This window comes from Pseudoalteromonas sp. SWYJ118 (assembly GCF_015864505.1).
GTDB lineage: Bacteria > Pseudomonadota > Gammaproteobacteria > Enterobacterales > Alteromonadaceae > Pseudoalteromonas > Pseudoalteromonas arctica.
This window is the reverse complement of record NZ_JADYXC010000026.1, coordinates 15,200-32,199: the sequence shown is the minus strand read 5'-3', so window position 1 is coordinate 32,199 and position 17,000 is coordinate 15,200. Positions and strand designations below refer to the sequence as shown.

Annotated in this window: 12 protein-coding genes; 9 read left to right on the top strand and 3 right to left on the bottom strand. The window is 39.7% G+C overall.

Annotated elements, in window-relative coordinates:
* Window positions 1-490: 490 nt before the first annotated feature.
* From dnaA to I6F48_RS18425, 8 genes are all read left to right on the top strand, one after another.
* Window positions 491-1,879, top strand: coding sequence for a chromosomal replication initiator protein DnaA (gene dnaA, locus I6F48_RS18460; protein ID WP_010555148.1), 1,389 nt, complete (start codon window positions 491-493; stop codon window positions 1,877-1,879).
* Window positions 1,880-1,892: 13 nt separating this feature from the next.
* A complete protein-coding gene (dnaN, locus tag I6F48_RS18455) occupies window positions 1,893-2,996 on the top strand; it encodes a DNA polymerase III subunit beta (RefSeq protein ID WP_010555149.1) in 1,104 nt (367 codons plus the stop codon).
* Between the two features lie 15 nt (window positions 2,997-3,011).
* Window positions 3,012-4,106, top strand: a complete 1,095-nt coding sequence (gene recF / locus I6F48_RS18450; RefSeq protein ID WP_008138030.1) for a DNA replication/repair protein RecF — start codon at window positions 3,012-3,014, stop codon at window positions 4,104-4,106.
* Between the two features lie 12 nt (window positions 4,107-4,118).
* Window positions 4,119-6,545 (top strand): DNA topoisomerase (ATP-hydrolyzing) subunit B, encoded by a 2,427-nt coding sequence (gene gyrB, locus I6F48_RS18445; protein WP_008172005.1) that lies wholly within the window; start codon window positions 4,119-4,121, stop codon window positions 6,543-6,545.
* 142 nt (window positions 6,546-6,687) lie between these two features.
* Window positions 6,688-7,590 carry a glycine--tRNA ligase subunit alpha gene (glyQ, locus tag I6F48_RS18440; protein WP_007584197.1) on the top strand — a complete coding sequence of 301 codons (903 nt, stop codon included), beginning with the start codon at window positions 6,688-6,690 and terminating at the stop codon, window positions 7,588-7,590.
* Between the two features lie 2 nt (window positions 7,591-7,592).
* On the top strand, window positions 7,593-9,662 hold the full coding sequence (gene glyS, locus I6F48_RS18435) for a glycine--tRNA ligase subunit beta (RefSeq protein WP_197120027.1): 2,070 nt from the start codon (window positions 7,593-7,595) through the stop codon (window positions 9,660-9,662).
* Between the two features lie 74 nt (window positions 9,663-9,736).
* A complete protein-coding gene (locus I6F48_RS18430; protein WP_197120026.1) occupies window positions 9,737-10,186 on the top strand; it encodes a hypothetical protein in 450 nt (149 codons plus the stop codon).
* Between the two features lie 54 nt (window positions 10,187-10,240).
* Window positions 10,241-10,933, top strand: coding sequence for a hypothetical protein (locus I6F48_RS18425; protein ID WP_197120025.1), 693 nt, complete (start codon window positions 10,241-10,243; stop codon window positions 10,931-10,933).
* 10 nt (window positions 10,934-10,943) lie between these two features.
* On the opposite strand, the gene tusA is transcribed toward I6F48_RS18425, so the two are convergent.
* The 3 genes from tusA to fadB form a co-directional block, all read right to left on the bottom strand.
* Window positions 10,944-11,183: a sulfurtransferase TusA gene (tusA, locus tag I6F48_RS18420; RefSeq protein ID WP_197120024.1), complete on the bottom strand. Its 240-nt coding sequence runs from the start codon at window positions 11,181-11,183 to the stop codon at window positions 10,944-10,946.
* A gap of 317 nt (window positions 11,184-11,500) precedes the next feature.
* The gene (gene fadA / locus I6F48_RS18415) at window positions 11,501-12,670 is read right to left on the bottom strand and encodes an acetyl-CoA C-acyltransferase FadA (protein ID WP_007584192.1); all 1,170 of its coding nucleotides are present in this window, start codon (window positions 12,668-12,670) and stop codon (window positions 11,501-11,503) included.
* A 4-nt stretch (window positions 12,671-12,674) separates the two neighbouring features.
* The gene (gene fadB, locus I6F48_RS18410) at window positions 12,675-14,834 is read right to left on the bottom strand and encodes a fatty acid oxidation complex subunit alpha FadB (RefSeq protein ID WP_197120023.1); all 2,160 of its coding nucleotides are present in this window, start codon (window positions 14,832-14,834) and stop codon (window positions 12,675-12,677) included.
* Between the two features lie 193 nt (window positions 14,835-15,027).
* Between fadB and I6F48_RS18405 the strand changes: the two genes are divergently transcribed.
* On the top strand, window positions 15,028-16,914 hold the full coding sequence (locus I6F48_RS18405) for a transglycosylase SLT domain-containing protein (RefSeq protein WP_197120022.1): 1,887 nt from the start codon (window positions 15,028-15,030) through the stop codon (window positions 16,912-16,914).
* Window positions 16,915-17,000: the final 86 nt, after the last annotated feature.

Genomic DNA, 17,000 nt, shown 5'->3' with positions numbered 1-17,000 from the left:
AAACATCCTATACAGGTCGCGATCCTGGCATAGGTGCCATTGCGAGCGCGAGATATTATAGAGTAAGTAATGTAAAGTCAATCATAATTACGTTAAGGGTATATAACCCACCTACTACTATATAAGAGATCATATAAGGCGATCTGTTAGGATCATCATAAATAAGAAGTTTTCCACAGCCCCTGTATAAAAAGTGAATAAAAGCGGGGGAAAAGTAAATTGGATCGTAAATTTGGTTCGCGATCTTGGTGTTATTTTGTTATGATCTCCTCTCAGGATCTAAAATAAAAACTGTTTTAAATCAGCTTGTTAATGATTTTATACATCGATATCAACAATTTTATAAAAATCAATCTTTTACTTGTGGATAAAGTGTCTTCATAATACGCGGTCTTGGGTCGCTTATTGGACCATTTGAACGCAATAAATGTATGATTTATAATCATTAATGATGTGCGGGAATAAAAATTATATCTCTGGGAGTTTAACTGTGTATCTGTCGGTTTGGCAAAGTTGTTTATATGTATTGCAAGATGAGCTGCCTTCGCAGCAATTCAGTATGTGGGTAAGACCGCTACAAGCAGAAAGTACCGAAGATACCTTGACGATTTATGCACCTAATCGCTTTGTGCTTGATTGGGTGAGAGAAAAGTACCTAAATAGAATTAACGAATTACTAGTAGAGATTTGTGGTGTTGAAGCACCAAAACTACGTTTTGATGTAGGTAGTAAACCTTTATTAAATGCACAAGCTGCACCGGTTATAGAAACTCAATCGGCACCAAGTGCACACGCTTCAGCAAAACAACAGCCTCGCGAGCAAAAGCCAGTTGTTGAACCTGCACCTAAGTCAGGTTACAAATCTAACATTAAAGAAAACTATACTTTTGATAGCTTTGTTGAAGGTAAATCAAACCAACTAGCAAAAGCTGCGGCCACACAGGTTGCCGACAATCCTGGCTCTGCTTTTAACCCTGTATTTATATACGGTGGCACTGGTTTAGGTAAAACTCACTTATTACATGCAGTAGGTAATGGCATTATGGCAAATAAGCCAGATGCTAAAATTGTTTACATGCATTCAGAACGCTTTGTTCAAGACATGGTAAAGGCACTTCAAAATAATGCGATAGAAGAATTTAAGCGTTATTACCGCAGTGTTGATGCATTAATGATTGATGATATTCAATTTTTTGCTAACAAAGAGCGTTCACAAGAAGAATTTTTTCATACCTTTAATGCATTGCTTGAAGGCAACCAACAAATTATTTTAACCTCTGACCGTTACCCTAAAGAGATTGAAGGGGTCGAAGACAGGCTAAAATCGCGTTTTGGTTGGGGATTAACAATTGCGATTGAGCCACCAGAGCTTGAAACACGCGTTGCTATTTTAATGAAAAAAGCCCAGCAAAGTAAGATTAACTTACCACACGAAGTTGCTTTTTTTATTGCCAAAAAATTACGTTCAAATGTTCGTGAGCTAGAGGGTGCACTTAACCGTGTAATCGCTAATGCTAATTTTACGGGTCGTCCAATTTCAATTGATTTTGTAAAAGAAGCGCTACGCGATTTACTTGCCTTGCAAGATAAACTGGTTACCATAGACAATATTCAGCGCACTGTTGCTGAGTACTATCGAATTCGTATATCAGACCTGTTATCTAAGCGCCGCAGCCGCTCTATAGCGAGGCCGCGCCAAGTAGCTATGGCATTATCTAAAGAATTAACTAATCACAGCTTACCTGAGATTGGTGACGCATTTGGTGGACGCGATCATACGACCGTATTACATGCATGTCGTAAGATAAAATCACTACGTGACGAAAGCCACGAAATTAAAGAAGATTACCAAAACTTAATAAGAACATTGTCATCTTAGGGCTGACTTTATTATGCAAATAACAATATCAAGACAACAATTTTTAAAGCCATTGGTGCAAGTGTCGGGTGCAATAGAGCGCAAACACACGTTGCCAATTTTATCTAACGTTTTGTTAGTGGTAGAAAACGGACAACTTTCAATGACGGGTACTGACCTTGAAATTGAATTAGTTTCTGGCGTATTTGTAGGTGATGATATTGCCGATACAAAACTAACGTTACCCGCTAAAAAGTTACTCGATATTTGTAAAAGTCTACCAGATGGTTCAGACATTACTTTAAGCTTGCAAGAGCATCAATTACTTTTAACCAGTGGTAAAAGCCGTTTTTCATTAACGACTTTATCGGCTGATGATTTTCCTAATTTAGAAGAGTGGGACGGAGAGGTTGAATTTCAACTAACTCGTTTAGAGCTTCGTAAGTTACTCGAAAGCACGCATTTTTCGATGGCAAATCAAGACGTACGTTATTACTTAAATGGTATGTCGTTTGAAGTAGATAATACCGATATAAAAACAGTAGCAACAGATGGTCACCGTTTAGCTATAGCGCAAAAGCAATTAACGCAATCGCTTAATACTCAACGTCAATTAATTATACCTCGCAAAGGTGTGCAAGAAATTATGCGCCTTATGGTAGCTGACGATGAATTGGTAACAATTCAGTTTGGTGCTAACCATATCCGTATTATTGATATTGAGTTTACATTTACAAGTAAACTGGTTGATGGGCGTTTTCCCGATTACCGTCGTGTATTACCGCGTGGTGGCGACAAAGTAATTACAGCTAACCGAGAATGGTTACGTAATGCGTTCCAACGAGTGTCTATTTTATCTAATGAAAAGTTTCGTGGTGTACGCTTAAACTTATCAAACGGTTTATTAAAAATTACGGCCAACAACCCAGAGCAAGAACAAGCTGAAGAAGTTGTTGAAGTAAGTTACGAAGGTGCTGACCTAGAAATAGGGTTTAACGTGTCTTACGTATTAGACGTACTAAACACATTAAAAACAGAAGACGTACTATTTACATTAGCTGACTCAAACAGCAGTGCATTAATTGAAGGTGCAGGCGATGAAGAAGCAATGTACGTTGTTATGCCTATGCGTTTATAAGACTATAAATACATAATGAGCTTAAGTCATTTGAGCCTCAAATATTTTCGTAATATTGAGGCGCTGACGCTAGAACCAGTTAACGGCGTTAATATAATATATGGTGAAAACGGCAGCGGAAAAACCAGCCTTTTAGAGGCTATCTATTACCTTTCTCACGGCAAATCTTTTCGTACTCCAAAACACAAAAGTATTATCGCGCATCAGCAAGAGCAGTTTGTAATTCACGGGCGCAAAACAATACACGACTTATCTATTCCAATTGGTATTAGTAAAACCCAAACGGGTGAAACTAATTTAAAAATTCAAGGTAAGGCGAGCCGTAAAATATCCGAACTAGCTCAACTCATGCCAGTGCAAATTATTACACCAGAGAGCTATTCTTTATTTTTCGGTGGGCCTAAAGAGCGCAGAAAGTTTTTAGATTTAGGTTTGTTCCACGTGGAACATGAGTTCTTTTTTTTATGGCAATCGTTCAATAAAGTACTTAAACAACGTAATGCATTGTTAAAAACTAAGCCCAAGAATTATTTTGACCAAATTAAGTTTTGGGACAAAGAATTTGTTAGACTGGCTGAAGAAATAAATAAATTAAGATTGGCGTATATAAGTAGGTTTAAGCAGCAGTTTTTTGATAAAATGTGTGCAGAATTAACGCTTGTACGTGATTTAGAAATGACCTTTAACGCAGGTTGGAAAGAGACCGAATCTCTTGCAGATGCGTTAGAGCAAAACTTTGAGCGAGATGCTCGCCAAGGGTTTACAAGTAAAGGCCCTCATAAGGCCGATTTTAGTTTTAGTGTCGCTGGCAACAGCGTGGAGAATACATTCTCACGCGGTCAATTGAAGTTACTATTATATGCGTTAAAAGTTACGCAAAATAGCTTAATTGAGTCAGAGACAGATAAGCAATCTATATTGCTAATAGATGATCTACCTTCAGAGTTAGGCGAAGATACAAAAGAGAAAGTGGGACAATTACTTGCTCACTGCAGTTCTCAAATTTTTATCTCTTCAATTTTGTCTGAAAGTATTTCTGCTGTGGTGGAACCCATGCAACGAGAACTACAAATGTTCCACGTGAAACATGGCAACCTAATAACAAGATAAGTGGGATTAACCATGTCTGAGAATTATGACTCGTCGAGTATTAAAGTACTTAAAGGATTAGACGCAGTAAGAAAGCGTCCTGGAATGTATATTGGGGACACCGATGATGGCACAGGCTTACACCACATGGTGTTTGAGGTCGTTGATAACTCGATCGATGAAGCCTTAGCAGGTCATTGTGATGATATTTACGTAACGATTCACTTAGACGGTTCTGTCTCAGTACGAGATAACGGTCGTGGTATTCCAACTTCTATCCATGAAGAAGAAGGCGTATCAGCAGCCGAAGTTATTATGACGGTACTTCATGCCGGTGGTAAGTTTGATGATAACTCTTATAAAGTATCAGGTGGCTTACACGGTGTTGGTGTTTCTGTTGTAAATGCACTTTCAGAAAAGCTAAAACTTACAGTTCGCCGTGAAGGTAAACTTCATGAGCAGTTTTACACTATGGGTGTTCCAGATGCACCTCTAGCTGTTATTGGTGAATCGGACACGACTGGTACAGAACTACGTTTTTGGCCAAGTGGTGAAACATTCACAAACTTAGATTTTCATTACGAAATTTTAGCCAAGCGTTTACGCGAGCTTTCATTCCTAAATTCAGGTGTGAGCATCATTTTAAATGATGAACGTGAAGAAAATAAATCTGACCACTTTAAATACGAAGGCGGTATTCAAGCTTTCGTTGAATACTTAAACCGTAATAAAACACCTATACATAAAGGTGTATTCCATTTTACTCACGAACGTGAAGAAGATGGTATTAGCGTTGAAGTATCAATGCAGTGGAATGATGCATACCAAGAAAATATTTACTGTTTCACAAATAATATTCCACAACGTGATGGTGGTACTCACTTAGCCGGTTTTAGATCAGCGCTAACACGTACACTTAATAACTACATGGAAAAAGAAGGCTTTAACAAAAAAGCTAAAACAACCAGCAATGCTACCGGTGATGATGCCCGTGAAGGCTTAACGGCTGTTGTTAGTGTTAAAGTTCCTGATCCTAAGTTCTCATCGCAAACTAAAGACAAGCTCGTTTCAAGTGAAGTTAAGTCTGCAGTTGAACAAGCAATGGCTGAAAAATTCACTGAGTTTTTATTAGAAAACCCAACTGATGCCAAAATTGTTGTAGGTAAGATTATTGATGCCTCACGTGCTCGTGAAGCGGCGCGTAAAGCCCGTGAAATGACACGTCGTAAAGGTGCAATGGACTTAGCAGGCTTACCTGGTAAGCTAGCTGATTGCCAAGAAAAAGATCCTGCCCAATCTGAACTATATATAGTGGAAGGGGACTCTGCTGGCGGGTCAGCCAAGCAGGGACGTAACCGTAAAAACCAAGCTATTCTTCCGCTTAAAGGTAAAATCTTAAACGTAGAAAAAGCACGTTTTGATAAAATGTTATCTTCACAAGAAGTAGCAACACTAATTACTGCATTAGGGTGTGGTATTGGTCGTGACGAATATAACCCTGAGAAATTACGTTACCACCGTATCATCATCATGACCGATGCGGACGTGGATGGTTCTCACATTCGTACGTTACTATTAACATTCTTCTATCGCCAAATGCCTGAAATTGTAGAACGCGGCTATATTTACATTGCTCAACCACCACTTTATAAAGTGAAAAAAGGTAAGCAAGAGCGTTATATTAAAGATGACCCTGCATTAGTTGAATACCTAACATCGCTTGCTCTTAATGGTGCAGCGTTGTATGCAAGTACAGATGCACCTGCTCTTGAAGGTGAAGCACTAGAAGAAATCGTTCACGATTATCAAAACACAGTTAAAGTAATTGAGCGTTTAAAGCGTAAATACCCTAACACGGTAATGGAACGCTTAATTTATCAAACAGAATTGAAAACTGATGACCTTTCAGATGAAGCTAAAGTAATTGCTTGGACTAAAGTGTTGGTTGACGACCTGATTGCACGTGATGAAGATGCGACTATTTTCCATGCTGGTACAGAGCATGATGCTGAGCGTAATATGTATTACCCGGTTGTGAATATTCGTCAGCACGGTGTAGATAAAGCACACGTACTTCATTATGACTTTATTGCGTCACGTGACTACCAACGCATTGCTGTGACTGGTACTAACATCGCAAACATCCTTAGCGAAGGTGCATATATTCAACGTGGTGAGAAAACAAAACCTGTTGATAACTTTGTGGATGCTTTGGAATGGTTGATCACAGAATCGAAGCGCGGGATCTATATTCAACGCTATAAAGGACTGGGCGAAATGAACCCAAGCCAGCTTTGGGAGACCACAATGGATCCTAGTGCTCGCCGTATGTTACAAGTAACGATCGAAGATGCTGTTGGCGCGGATCAATTATTTGCGACCTTAATGGGTGACCAAGTAGAGCCTCGTCGTGAGTTTATTGAAAAGAACGCACTACGTGTAGTTAACTTAGACGTGTAAAAAATATTGCTTACATAGAAAAAGGAGCCTAATGGCTCCTTTTTTATTTTCTTCAATTACACAAACTGCTTAAAACCTGAGTGTACACACGGTATACTAAGGGTAATTTTCACGCTACTTCTTAGATAGTAAAAAGCCAAATATGCAAAAATATGACGTAAAAACCTTTCAAGGTTTGATCCTGGCTTTACAGGATTATTGGGCGCAGCAAGGCTGTGTCATTATTCAACCACTTGATATGGAAGTGGGCGCAGGGACATTTCACCCGCAAACTTTTTTAAAGTCTATTGGTCCAGAGCCAATGGCGAGTGCATACGTGCAACCGTGTCGTCGTCCTACCGATGGTCGCTACGGTGAAAATCCAAATCGCTTACAACACTACTACCAATTCCAGGTAGTTTTAAAGCCATCGCCAGATAACATCCAAGAGCTTTATTTAGGCTCTTTAGCGGCAATGGGTATCGACACACTAACTCACGAAGTTCGCTTTGTAGAAGACAACTGGGAATCACCTACGTTAGGTGCGTGGGGACTAGGTTGGGAAATTTGGTTAAACGGCATGGAAGTAACGCAGTTTACCTACTTCCAACAAGTTGGTGGTATTGAATGTTCACCTGTAACAGGTGAGATTACTTACGGCCTAGAGCGTTTAGCAATGTACATTCAAGGCGTAGATAGTATTTACGACTTAGTATGGGCAGACGGTCCACTAGGGCGTGTAACATACGGCGATGTGTTCCATCAAAATGAAGTAGAGCAGTCTACTTACAATTTTGAACACGCAAACGTAGAAGACTTATTTGCTCAGTTTGATAAATGTGAAGCAGAGAGCCAAAAGTTAATTGAAGCAAACTTACCACTACCGGCTTACGAGCAAGTAATGAAAGCATCGCACGCATTTAACTTACTAGACGCACGCCACGCAATTTCGGTAACCGAACGTCAACGTTATATTTTACGCGTACGTGCGTTATCAAAAGCGTGTGCACAAAGTTACTATGACAAACGCGAAGCGCTTGGTTTCCCGCTGTGTAAGGATAAGTAAGTATGTCAGCACAAAATTTATTAGTAGAAATTGGCACAGAAGAGTTGCCACCAAAAGCACTGCGTAAATTAGCAGAAGCTTTTGCTGCAAACTTAACTGCAGAGCTAGAAACACTAGAGTTAGCACATCAAGGTGTAAGCTGGTATGCATCGCCTCGTCGTTTAGGTTTACAAGTAAAAGCGCTTGAAGCTAAGCAACAAGACAAAGAAGTTGAAAAACGCGGCCCAGCAACCAAAGCCGCATTTGACGGTGACGGTAACCCAACAAAAGCAGCAATGGGTTGGGCACGTGGTTGTGGTATTGAAGTAAAAGACGCACAAACACTTGAGACTGATAAAGGCGCATGGTTATTGCACATTGCTAAAGTAGCAGGGCAAGAAACTAAAACGCTAATGACAGGTGCAATTACTAAAGCGTTGGCTAAATTACCAATTCCTAAACCAATGCGTTGGGGCGCGAATAAAACACAATTTATTCGACCAGTGCATACGGTAACTATTTTGTTTGGTGATGAGTTACTTGAAGGTGAGATCCTTGGTAAGAAAATAACTAACCAGCTTCAGGGTCATCGTTTTCACCACCCAGAAAAAATTATTATAAACCATGCAGATGACGTTTTTGACGTACTTAAATCTGCTTACGTTATTGCTGATTACGAACAACGTAAAGCGCAAATTCGTACACAAATAGAAGAAGCTGCAAAAGCAGTTAACGCTATTGTTGCTATGGATGAAGATCTACTAGAAGAAGTAACATCACTTGTAGAGTGGCCAGTTACTTTAACGGCAACATTTGAAGAAGCATTTTTAGATGTACCAGCCGAAGCGTTAATCTATACCATGAAAGACGATCAAAAATACTTCCCGTTATTAGATCAAAACGGCAAACTTTTAAATAAATTTTTGTTTGTATCTAACATCGAGAGTAAAGATCCAAGTGTGGTTATTTCTGGTAACGAAAAAGTAGTGCGCCCGCGTTTAGCCGATGCACAGTTCTTCTTTGAAACAGATAAAAAGAAAACTCTAGAAAGCCGATTAGAATCGCTTGATAGCGTATTGTTCCAAAAGCAACTTGGTACGCTTAAAGATAAGTCTGAGCGCATTAGTGAGCTTGCAGGTTATATTGCTGAGCAATTAGGTGCTGATAAAGTACTAGCACAGCGTGCAGGCTTATTAAGTAAAACTGACCTAATGACTGAAATGGTAATGGAATTTACCGACGTGCAAGGTGTAATGGGAATGCATTACGCTCGCCACGATGGTGAAGCCGAAGATGTAGCCGTAGCGCAAAACGAGCAGTACATGCCACGCTTTGCAGGCGACAACTTACCTACAAATTTAATTAGCTGCGCAGTAGCGATTGCTGATAAGTTTGATACGCTGGTGGGTATTTTTGGTATAGGCCAGGCACCTAAAGGTGACAAAGACCCATTTGCTCTTCGTCGTGCTGCTATTGGTGCACTTCGCATTATGGTAGAAAAAGAACTACCACTTGATATTTTAGACCTAGTAGCTAAATCGCAAACATTGTTTGGCGACAAGTTAACTAACTTAAATGTATCAACTGACGTATTTGAATTTATGCTAGGGCGCTTCCGTGCTTGGTATCAAGACGAAGGTATTGAAGTAGACGTAATTCAAGCAGTGCTTGCACGTCGTCCGACTAAACCTGTTGATTTTGATCGCCGTGTTAAAGCCGTAAGCCACTTCCGTACATTAGACGCAGCAGAAGCGCTTGCAGCAGCTAATAAGCGTGTAGGTAATATTCTGGCTAAAAACGACATTACCAGCCAAGGTAACGTTGATGAGAGCTTATTAAGCGACGACGCCGAAAAAGTATTGGCATCACAAGTAGCAAAATTTGCAACTGACCTTGCACCACTTTACGCAGATGGTAACTACCAAGAAGCATTAAGCCAATTGGCGGGTATTCGTGAAAGTGTTGATAACTTTTTTGACAACGTAATGGTTATGGCCGACGATGAAGCAGTTAAGCAAAATCGTCTTGCGCTATTAAGCCAGTTAAGCGGGTTGTTTTTAGGTATTGCAGATATTTCTGTTTTACAAAAATAACACCGATTAGCAATTTTAAAAGCCAGCGTTTTGCTGGCTTTTTAGTTTTCACTGTACGCAAAGGATACCCATTGATGATTTCTATGAAACGAATTTTAACCTTAGCAATTGCTGGTTTACTTACTGCTTGTACTAGTCAAATTTCGATTAACGATGTATTGCCACAACAAGAGCTAGATAAAACAATTTACCTAAGAGGCGACTTTACGCTTTGGGATGCTGAACCTCAGTATCAATTTATGCCAGTAGGCACTGCGCTTTATCAAGCTGAAGTAAAGTTTTCTAGCCCAGGTAAAGTGTACGAATTTAAAATAGCAGATGCCGATTTTAGCGAAGGTTACAACTGTGGTTACAGCGACGCACAACCAGCAGGGCAAAAACTAACACTCGGCCAACCAGCGCTTGCCGACTGTAATACCATTTATAATTATTTTAGCTATACGCCAGCAATAAAAGGCACGTACATAGTAAGTATTGATTACAGTGACTACGACAAGCCAAAAGTTACAATTAATAAGAAATAGCTGTAAGTTTAAAGTTGCCCGAGATAACTTATGGATTTGTGACAAGGACGTTGTATGAAGAATAATAACAAAGCACAGAATAGATATTGCAAGCTATTAGTAATTGAAACAGCTGGGTTGTCCATCATATTGCTAATGTTTTTCACTATTTTAATTTTTCTACTACTTAATGAGTATAACTTAGGTAATATTATGAATAATGCTTTAAACTTTTTAGCAAGTTTTGGGAGTATAGCAGGTGGTTTTGCTGCTCTTTATTTATTATTTTGCTCAATTCCAAATTGGAAAAAAGATTATGATAGTAAGCTTTTAAGAGAAAAAATATATAAAACTTTAGCGAATATAGATGCTTTAGAAAAGTTAGTTAATAAACAGGTTGAGGCAAGACAATCATATACAGCTAGCAATATCAACTATAACAAGAATGATTCTAATACCGATAAATATCGAGATTTGAAAGTTATGTATAGAAAAGAAATATCCTATCTATTTAATAAAACTCAAGAGAGGATATTAGTATTAGGTGAGCTTGGATATTACTTAGAACATTTAATTGATGATAAAAGCATCAGGCTTAAGTTAGATTCTCTAAACGACGCTATAAGTAAAGTTCACAATATGGGGTGTGATTTAGACAATGGGCAAACTGTCAATGAAGCTTATATTGATAAAGCAAATAAAAAATATATTTTAAATACAGAAATATTTGAATCAACGAAAAAGTATTTAAAAGAACTTTTAAAATAGAGTAATGGAACTACAGCCCTTTCTTAACCACATATCTATACGGTGCTTCTTCTGCATCTTTAGCCACCAGCGTGTGATCCATGAACGTACAAAAGCTCGGAATGTCGCGAGTTGTTGACGGGTCATCAGCGGTTATTAATAACGTTTCACCATCACTCATTTTACGAATAGCAGCACGCACCATCATTACTGGCTCTGGACAGCGTAGGCCTATGGCATCTAATTGGTGATCGGAGTTATCAAAGCTCATAATAAATTGGCCTGTTTAATTAAAGTGATTGCTGTGTACGCGAGTGCTTAGGTATAGCAATTAATAAGTTTGGAAGTTTAACGCAATTTTAAGTGTAATTTAACTATTTTACTTAGATCTAGATCAGCATTTTATTTAACGCTTTTAGCAGCTTCAAAATGCTTTATTAAATAATACGCCCGATCACATAATTACGCTGTTACATACTTGCTTCATAAAGGGTCGTTTTCACTTAATTGAAGCCAATAAAAAAGGCGAACTGAATAAAATCAGTTCGCCTTTTTAATCACCAAGATGGTTTTACATGTATAAACTAATTAGTCTTGAACACGTTCAAATACAGTTGCAATGCCTTGGCCTAAACCAATACACATAGTTGCTAAACCGTATCGTACATTTTTGTCTTCCATTAAGTGAATAAGCGATGTGCTAATACGCGAACCCGAACAACCCAGAGGGTGACCAAGTGCGATTGCGCCGCCATTTAAATTCACTTTTTCGTCAACAACATCCATTAACCCTAAATCTTTCATTACAGGTAATGATTGAGCTGCAAAGGCTTCGTTAAGCTCTACTACGCCTAAGTCATCAATTGTAATACCGGCTTGTGCAAGTGCTTTTTTACTTGCTGGTACTGGGCCGTAACCCATAATTGATGGATCGCAACCAGCCACAGCCATTGCTTTAATGCGCGCACGAATTGGTAAGCCAAGTTCTTTTGCTTTTTCTTCGCTCATTACTAACATTGCAGATGCGCCGTCAGAAAGTGCAGAAGAAGTACCGGCTGTTACCGTACCCGATGCAGGATTAAACACAGGGCGAAGCTTTGATAGGCCTTCTACTGTTGTTTCTGGGCGAATTACTTCGTCGTCTTCAACTAATATAAGCGAACCATCTGCTGCGTGACCTTCCATTGCTAAAATTTCGCGACGGAAACGGCCTTCAACCGTTGCAGCTTGTGCACGTTGATGTGAGCGATAAGCGAATTCATCTTGTTGCTCACGGCTAATGCCATGAAGCGTTGCAAGGTATTCTGCTGTTAAGCCCATTGAGCCAGATGCTTGTGCAATTGTTGTTGCTAAGCCTGGGTGAAAGTCGTTGCCGTGAGTCATAGGTACGTGGCCCATGTGCTCAACACCACCAATTAGGTAAGTGTCGCCTGCGCCAGTCATTATTGCGCGCGCTGCGTCATGCAATGCTTGCATTGACGAGCCACATAAACGGTTAACCGTTACAGCAGGTACGCTGTGTGGAATACCGGCAAGTAATGCTGCGTTACGTGCTACGTTAAAGCCTTGCTCTAATGTTTGTTGTACACAACCCCAATAAATATCGTCAATTGATGCTGGATCAACTGCTGGGTTGCGATCAAGTAAGCCTTTCATTAAATGTGCGCTTAAGTCTTCAGCACGTTTATGTTTGAATACACCACTTTTAGAGCGACCCATTGGTGTGCGGATACAATCTACAATTACTGGATTATTCATGATATTAACCTTCCACCTTATAGAAAACACGACCTTCTTCGGCCCACTTGCGAGTTTGCTCAGATACTTGGTAAATCGCACCTAGGTGAGCGTATTTGTCTGCTGCTGCAACAAAGTTAGCTAAACCAGTTTGATCTAAGTAACGGAACGCGCCGCCTCTAAATGGAGGGAAACCAACACCATAAACTAATGCCATATCTGCTTCTTGCGGAGAGGCAACAATGCCTTCTTGCAAACAAAGTAGCACTTCGTTAATCATTGGAATCATACAACGGTCGATGATTTCTTGTTTATCAAATTCTTTTGGTGCGTCTGTAATTGGGCTTAATAGCTCAACTGCTGTCTCGTCATGAGACTTTTTAAGACGACCGCGACGATCTGTTTCGTATTTGTAAAAACCGGCTTTGTTCTTTTGACCAAAACGTTTTTCGTTGGCAAAAATAGTCACAGGGTCTTTATCAGCACGAGCCATACGCTCAGGGAAACCGTCAGCCATTACGCCAGTACAATGGAACGCTGTATCAATACCTACAACATCAAGTAAGTAAGCCGGACCCATAGGCCAGCCAAATACGTTTTCCATTACTTTATCTACTTTTGTAAAGTTAGCGCCTTCAACCACTAATTTGCTAAAACCTGCAAAGTAAGGGAATAAAACACGGTTTACAAAAAAGCCTGGGCAATCGTTAACAACAATTGGTGATTTACCTAATTTAAGCGCGTAATCAACTACTGCATTAATTGTTTTATCTGAGGTCTTTGCACCACGGATAATTTCTACTAATGGCATTTTTGGCACTGGGTTAAAGAAGTGCATACCACAGAAATTTTCTGGCTTATCTAGCGCTTCTGCTAGTAAATCAATACAAATAGTCGATGTGTTTGAAGTAAGTACAGTGCCTTCTGGCATGTTCTTTTCAAGATCAGCGAGTACTGCTTGCTTAACTTTAGGGTTTTCTACAACGGCTTCAACAATAATGTTGGCGCTTTGTAGGTCTGAATCGTTAAGTGTTGGTTTGATTTTGCTAAGAGTTGCCAACATTTTTTCCATTGGCATGTGGCCACGCTTAACTTTTGCACCTAATAACTTAGACGCTTCACCCATACCTAAATCAAGCGCATCTTGTTGGATGTCTTTCATTATAATAGGTGTGCCTTTATAAGCAGACTGGTATGCAATACCGCCGCCCATAATACCTGCACCTAATACAGCTGCTTGTTTAATTTCTACATCGCTGTGCTTAGCAAATTTACGTGCTTTACCTTTAATGTATTGGTCAGCTAGGAATATACCTGTTTGAGCTGCTGCTTCTGGTGTACGTGCTAATTTAGCAAAGTTGGCATTTTCGATTGCCATTGCTTCATCGCGAGTACAGTTTGCCGCTGCTTTAATAGTACGTACAGCCATAACCGGTGCAGGATAGTGGCCTTTGGTTTTACCCATTACCATACCTTCTGCCATTGCAAAGCTCATGCCTTGCTCAACACGGTTTAATTTAAGTGGCTGTAGTTTTACGTTACGTTTTGCTTGCCAATCTAGCTTGCCAGCAATCGCAAGTTCAAGCGTTGATACACTTGACTCTAAAAGTTTGTCAGTACTAACTACCGCGTCAAACGCACCTACTTTAAGGGCATCTGCTGCGCGATTTTCTGCGCCAGAGGTAATCCACATCATTGCGTTATCGGCGCCAATGATACGTGGTAAGCGCACTGTGCCACCAAACCCTGGCATTATGCCAAGTTTAACTTCTGGTAGGCCCATTTTAGCAGTTTCGCTTGCTATACGATAATCGGTAGCAAGTGCCCACTCACAACCACCGCCAAGTGCCATACCGTTTATAGCGGTTAGGGTTGGGAATGGTAAATCTTCGATTGCATCAAAAACGTCTGTTGCGTTTTTGATCCACGTTACTAATTCTGCTTCTGGTTTAGTAAACGTTGGTAAAAATTCGAAGATATCGGCACCAATAATAAAGTGCTCTTTATCACTGGTAAAAATCATGCCTTTGATATCAGTATTAGCGGCTAATTCTTTTAATGCTGCCGCGCAATCTGAAAGAGTTTTTTGAGATAATGTGTTTACAGAACCTGCAACACAAAACTTAAACTCGGCGATGCTTTCCTTTAGGAAGCTAACTTCAAAGGAATCGCTTTTATATAACATTATTATTCTCCCTAGTTGACGAACTAAGACTGGTACGATGAGTTTGCATTTCAATCAGTGTGCTTGCTTTAAATTAAAAATGCAACGAAAAATTTAACTCGGTTACAATCGACTGGTTAAAATATAGCTGGTTTGGTGCTAAGGTGGTTGAAAAGTTTTTATTCACTACTTTAATTTTTTATTAAAGGACACTATGAAAAAATATTTATTAAGTGTTGCGGCAGCTGCATTCATTTTCCCTCTTTATTCTGCCGAGGCAAGTATCGATAACGATGCATTTTTAGATGCCGAAAAAAAAGTAAGGTACGGAAGCTACCAAGACTTTAAAGAAGCGGTTAGTGGCTTAAATCATCCGCTGAAACCTTACGTTGAAAAAACATATTGGCAGCGCCATCCAAATATTAAGTATCAAGCAGAGATAGAAGACTATTTAAACATATATCAACATACTCCGCTTGAGTGGCCGGTACGTAAAGCATGGTTAGAGTATTTAAAAAAGAAAAATAAAAAAGCAGCTTATATTCGTAATTACCGTGAAACGTCTAATACTGGGCTTACCTGTACTTATTTAGATTTTCAGCTGGATTTGGGCGCACCTGAAAAAGCAATATTTAATCAGGTAACCGACCTATGGGCTGTGGGTAAGTCGCAGCCAAATGAGTGCGATAGTTTATTTTCACAGTGGCGTAAAAAAGGCTACATGAAAGAAGAAACCGTTTGGAAGCGCGTTACACTTGCTGCTGATGGCGGTACGCAAAGCTTACTACCTTATTTAAAAACGCTGTTACCTAAAAATGAAAGCTACTTAGCAGATTTATATTTAAAAGTACGTAAAGATCCAAGCGCTGCAGCTGGATTATATAGATATAAAAATAAGTCAGCTAAAGAAGGCCAAATAGCACTTTATGGTGTTAAGCGTTTAATATGGCGCGATAAAGAGCTTGCTTTGAAGGCGTGGGAAAAGTTAGAAAAAATATTTAAGTACAGTGATGAGGAAAAAGCGGGTGTGTATTACACTTTTGCATTGTCGCTTGCTTCAAGCGGGCATAAACAAGCGAGCTTTTGGCTAAATAAAGTGCCAAAAGAGCGACTAGACAGCAAGCTTATTCAATGGCAACTGGGCAATATGCTCAAAACCCAAGATTGGGAAGGTATCGCTGCGTTTTTTACAGGTAAAGAAAACTTAAGCCTTGGCCAACAATATTGGTTAGCTTACAGCTATGCAAAACGTGGTGAGCAACAAAAAGCCGACGACATTTGGAAAACCGTAGCGGCTAATCGTGATTATTACGGCTTTTTAGCAGCTGCGCGTTTGGGTTTACCTGTTGATTTAAATAATCAACCTTTAGCTGTTGATAAGGTACTTGTAGATAAAGTAAGGAATGCACCAGGTTATAAGCGCGCAAAAGCACTTTACGATATTGAGCGCTTTACGTCGGCGCGCCGTGAGTGGAATTATTTAACGGATACGTCTAGCGATGAAGAAAAGCTAGCAGCATCACAACTATCTACCGATTTAGGTTGGCACGACAGTACTATTTTTACTTTAGCAAAAATTAAAGCGTGGGATAACGTAGAGCAACGTTTTCCGTTTGCGTTTCAAGATGTTTTTGAGCGCTACAGTAAACGTAGCAAGATAGATGTTGCCTGGAGTATTGCTATTGCAAGGCGCGAAAGCTCTTTTGCGCCAGATGCACGCTCGCATGCTAATGCACGTGGTTTAATGCAGTTATTACCTAGTACTGCTGAGTATGTAAATAAAGGCAGTGTGACAAGTAGTCGTTTATATCAACCTAAAACAAATATTAGGTTGGGTACGAGTTACTTACAATACTTAAAAAAGAAAAACCATGGCAATGAAGTGCTGGCAACAGCTTCTTATAATGCGGGTTATCACCGTATAAAGCGTTGGTTACCTGATGACGCTATTCCGGCTGAGTTATGGGTAGAGCTTATTCCGTATCGCGAAACCCGTGATTACGTAAAAAATGTATTTGCGTACAGACAGGTTTACCATACAAGAATGGGCCGAGAAGGTAATGTATTAGCGCCGCTACTCGAAATGAAAATGGGCGGTTGAATATATGATACCAATCGACCAATAACTTAACACGATAGGTATAGGTATTAATAAGGGGGATGTTTACATGTTAAATATCCCCCTTT

Bases quoted from the DNA above. Each gene is read 5' to 3' on its own strand.
- dnaN (WP_010555149.1), top strand. From the start codon at position 1,893: ATGCAAATAACAATATCAAGACAACAATTTTTAAAGCCATTGGTGCAA.
- recF (WP_008138030.1), top strand. From the start codon at position 3,012: ATGAGCTTAAGTCATTTGAGCCTCAAATATTTTCGTAATATTGAGGCG.
- gyrB (WP_008172005.1), top strand. From the start codon at position 4,119: ATGTCTGAGAATTATGACTCGTCGAGTATTAAAGTACTTAAAGGATTA.
- glyQ (WP_007584197.1), top strand. From the start codon at position 6,688: ATGCAAAAATATGACGTAAAAACCTTTCAAGGTTTGATCCTGGCTTTA.
- glyS (WP_197120027.1), top strand. From the start codon at position 7,593: ATGTCAGCACAAAATTTATTAGTAGAAATTGGCACAGAAGAGTTGCCA.
- I6F48_RS18430 (WP_197120026.1), top strand. From the start codon at position 9,737: ATGATTTCTATGAAACGAATTTTAACCTTAGCAATTGCTGGTTTACTT.
- I6F48_RS18425 (WP_197120025.1), top strand. From the start codon at position 10,241: ATGAAGAATAATAACAAAGCACAGAATAGATATTGCAAGCTATTAGTA.
- tusA (WP_197120024.1), bottom strand. From the start codon at position 11,183: ATGAGCTTTGATAACTCCGATCACCAATTAGATGCCATAGGCCTACGC.
- fadA (WP_007584192.1), bottom strand. From the start codon at position 12,670: ATGAATAATCCAGTAATTGTAGATTGTATCCGCACACCAATGGGTCGC.
- fadB (WP_197120023.1), bottom strand. From the start codon at position 14,834: ATGTTATATAAAAGCGATTCCTTTGAAGTTAGCTTCCTAAAGGAAAGC.
- I6F48_RS18405 (WP_197120022.1), top strand. From the start codon at position 15,028: ATGAAAAAATATTTATTAAGTGTTGCGGCAGCTGCATTCATTTTCCCT.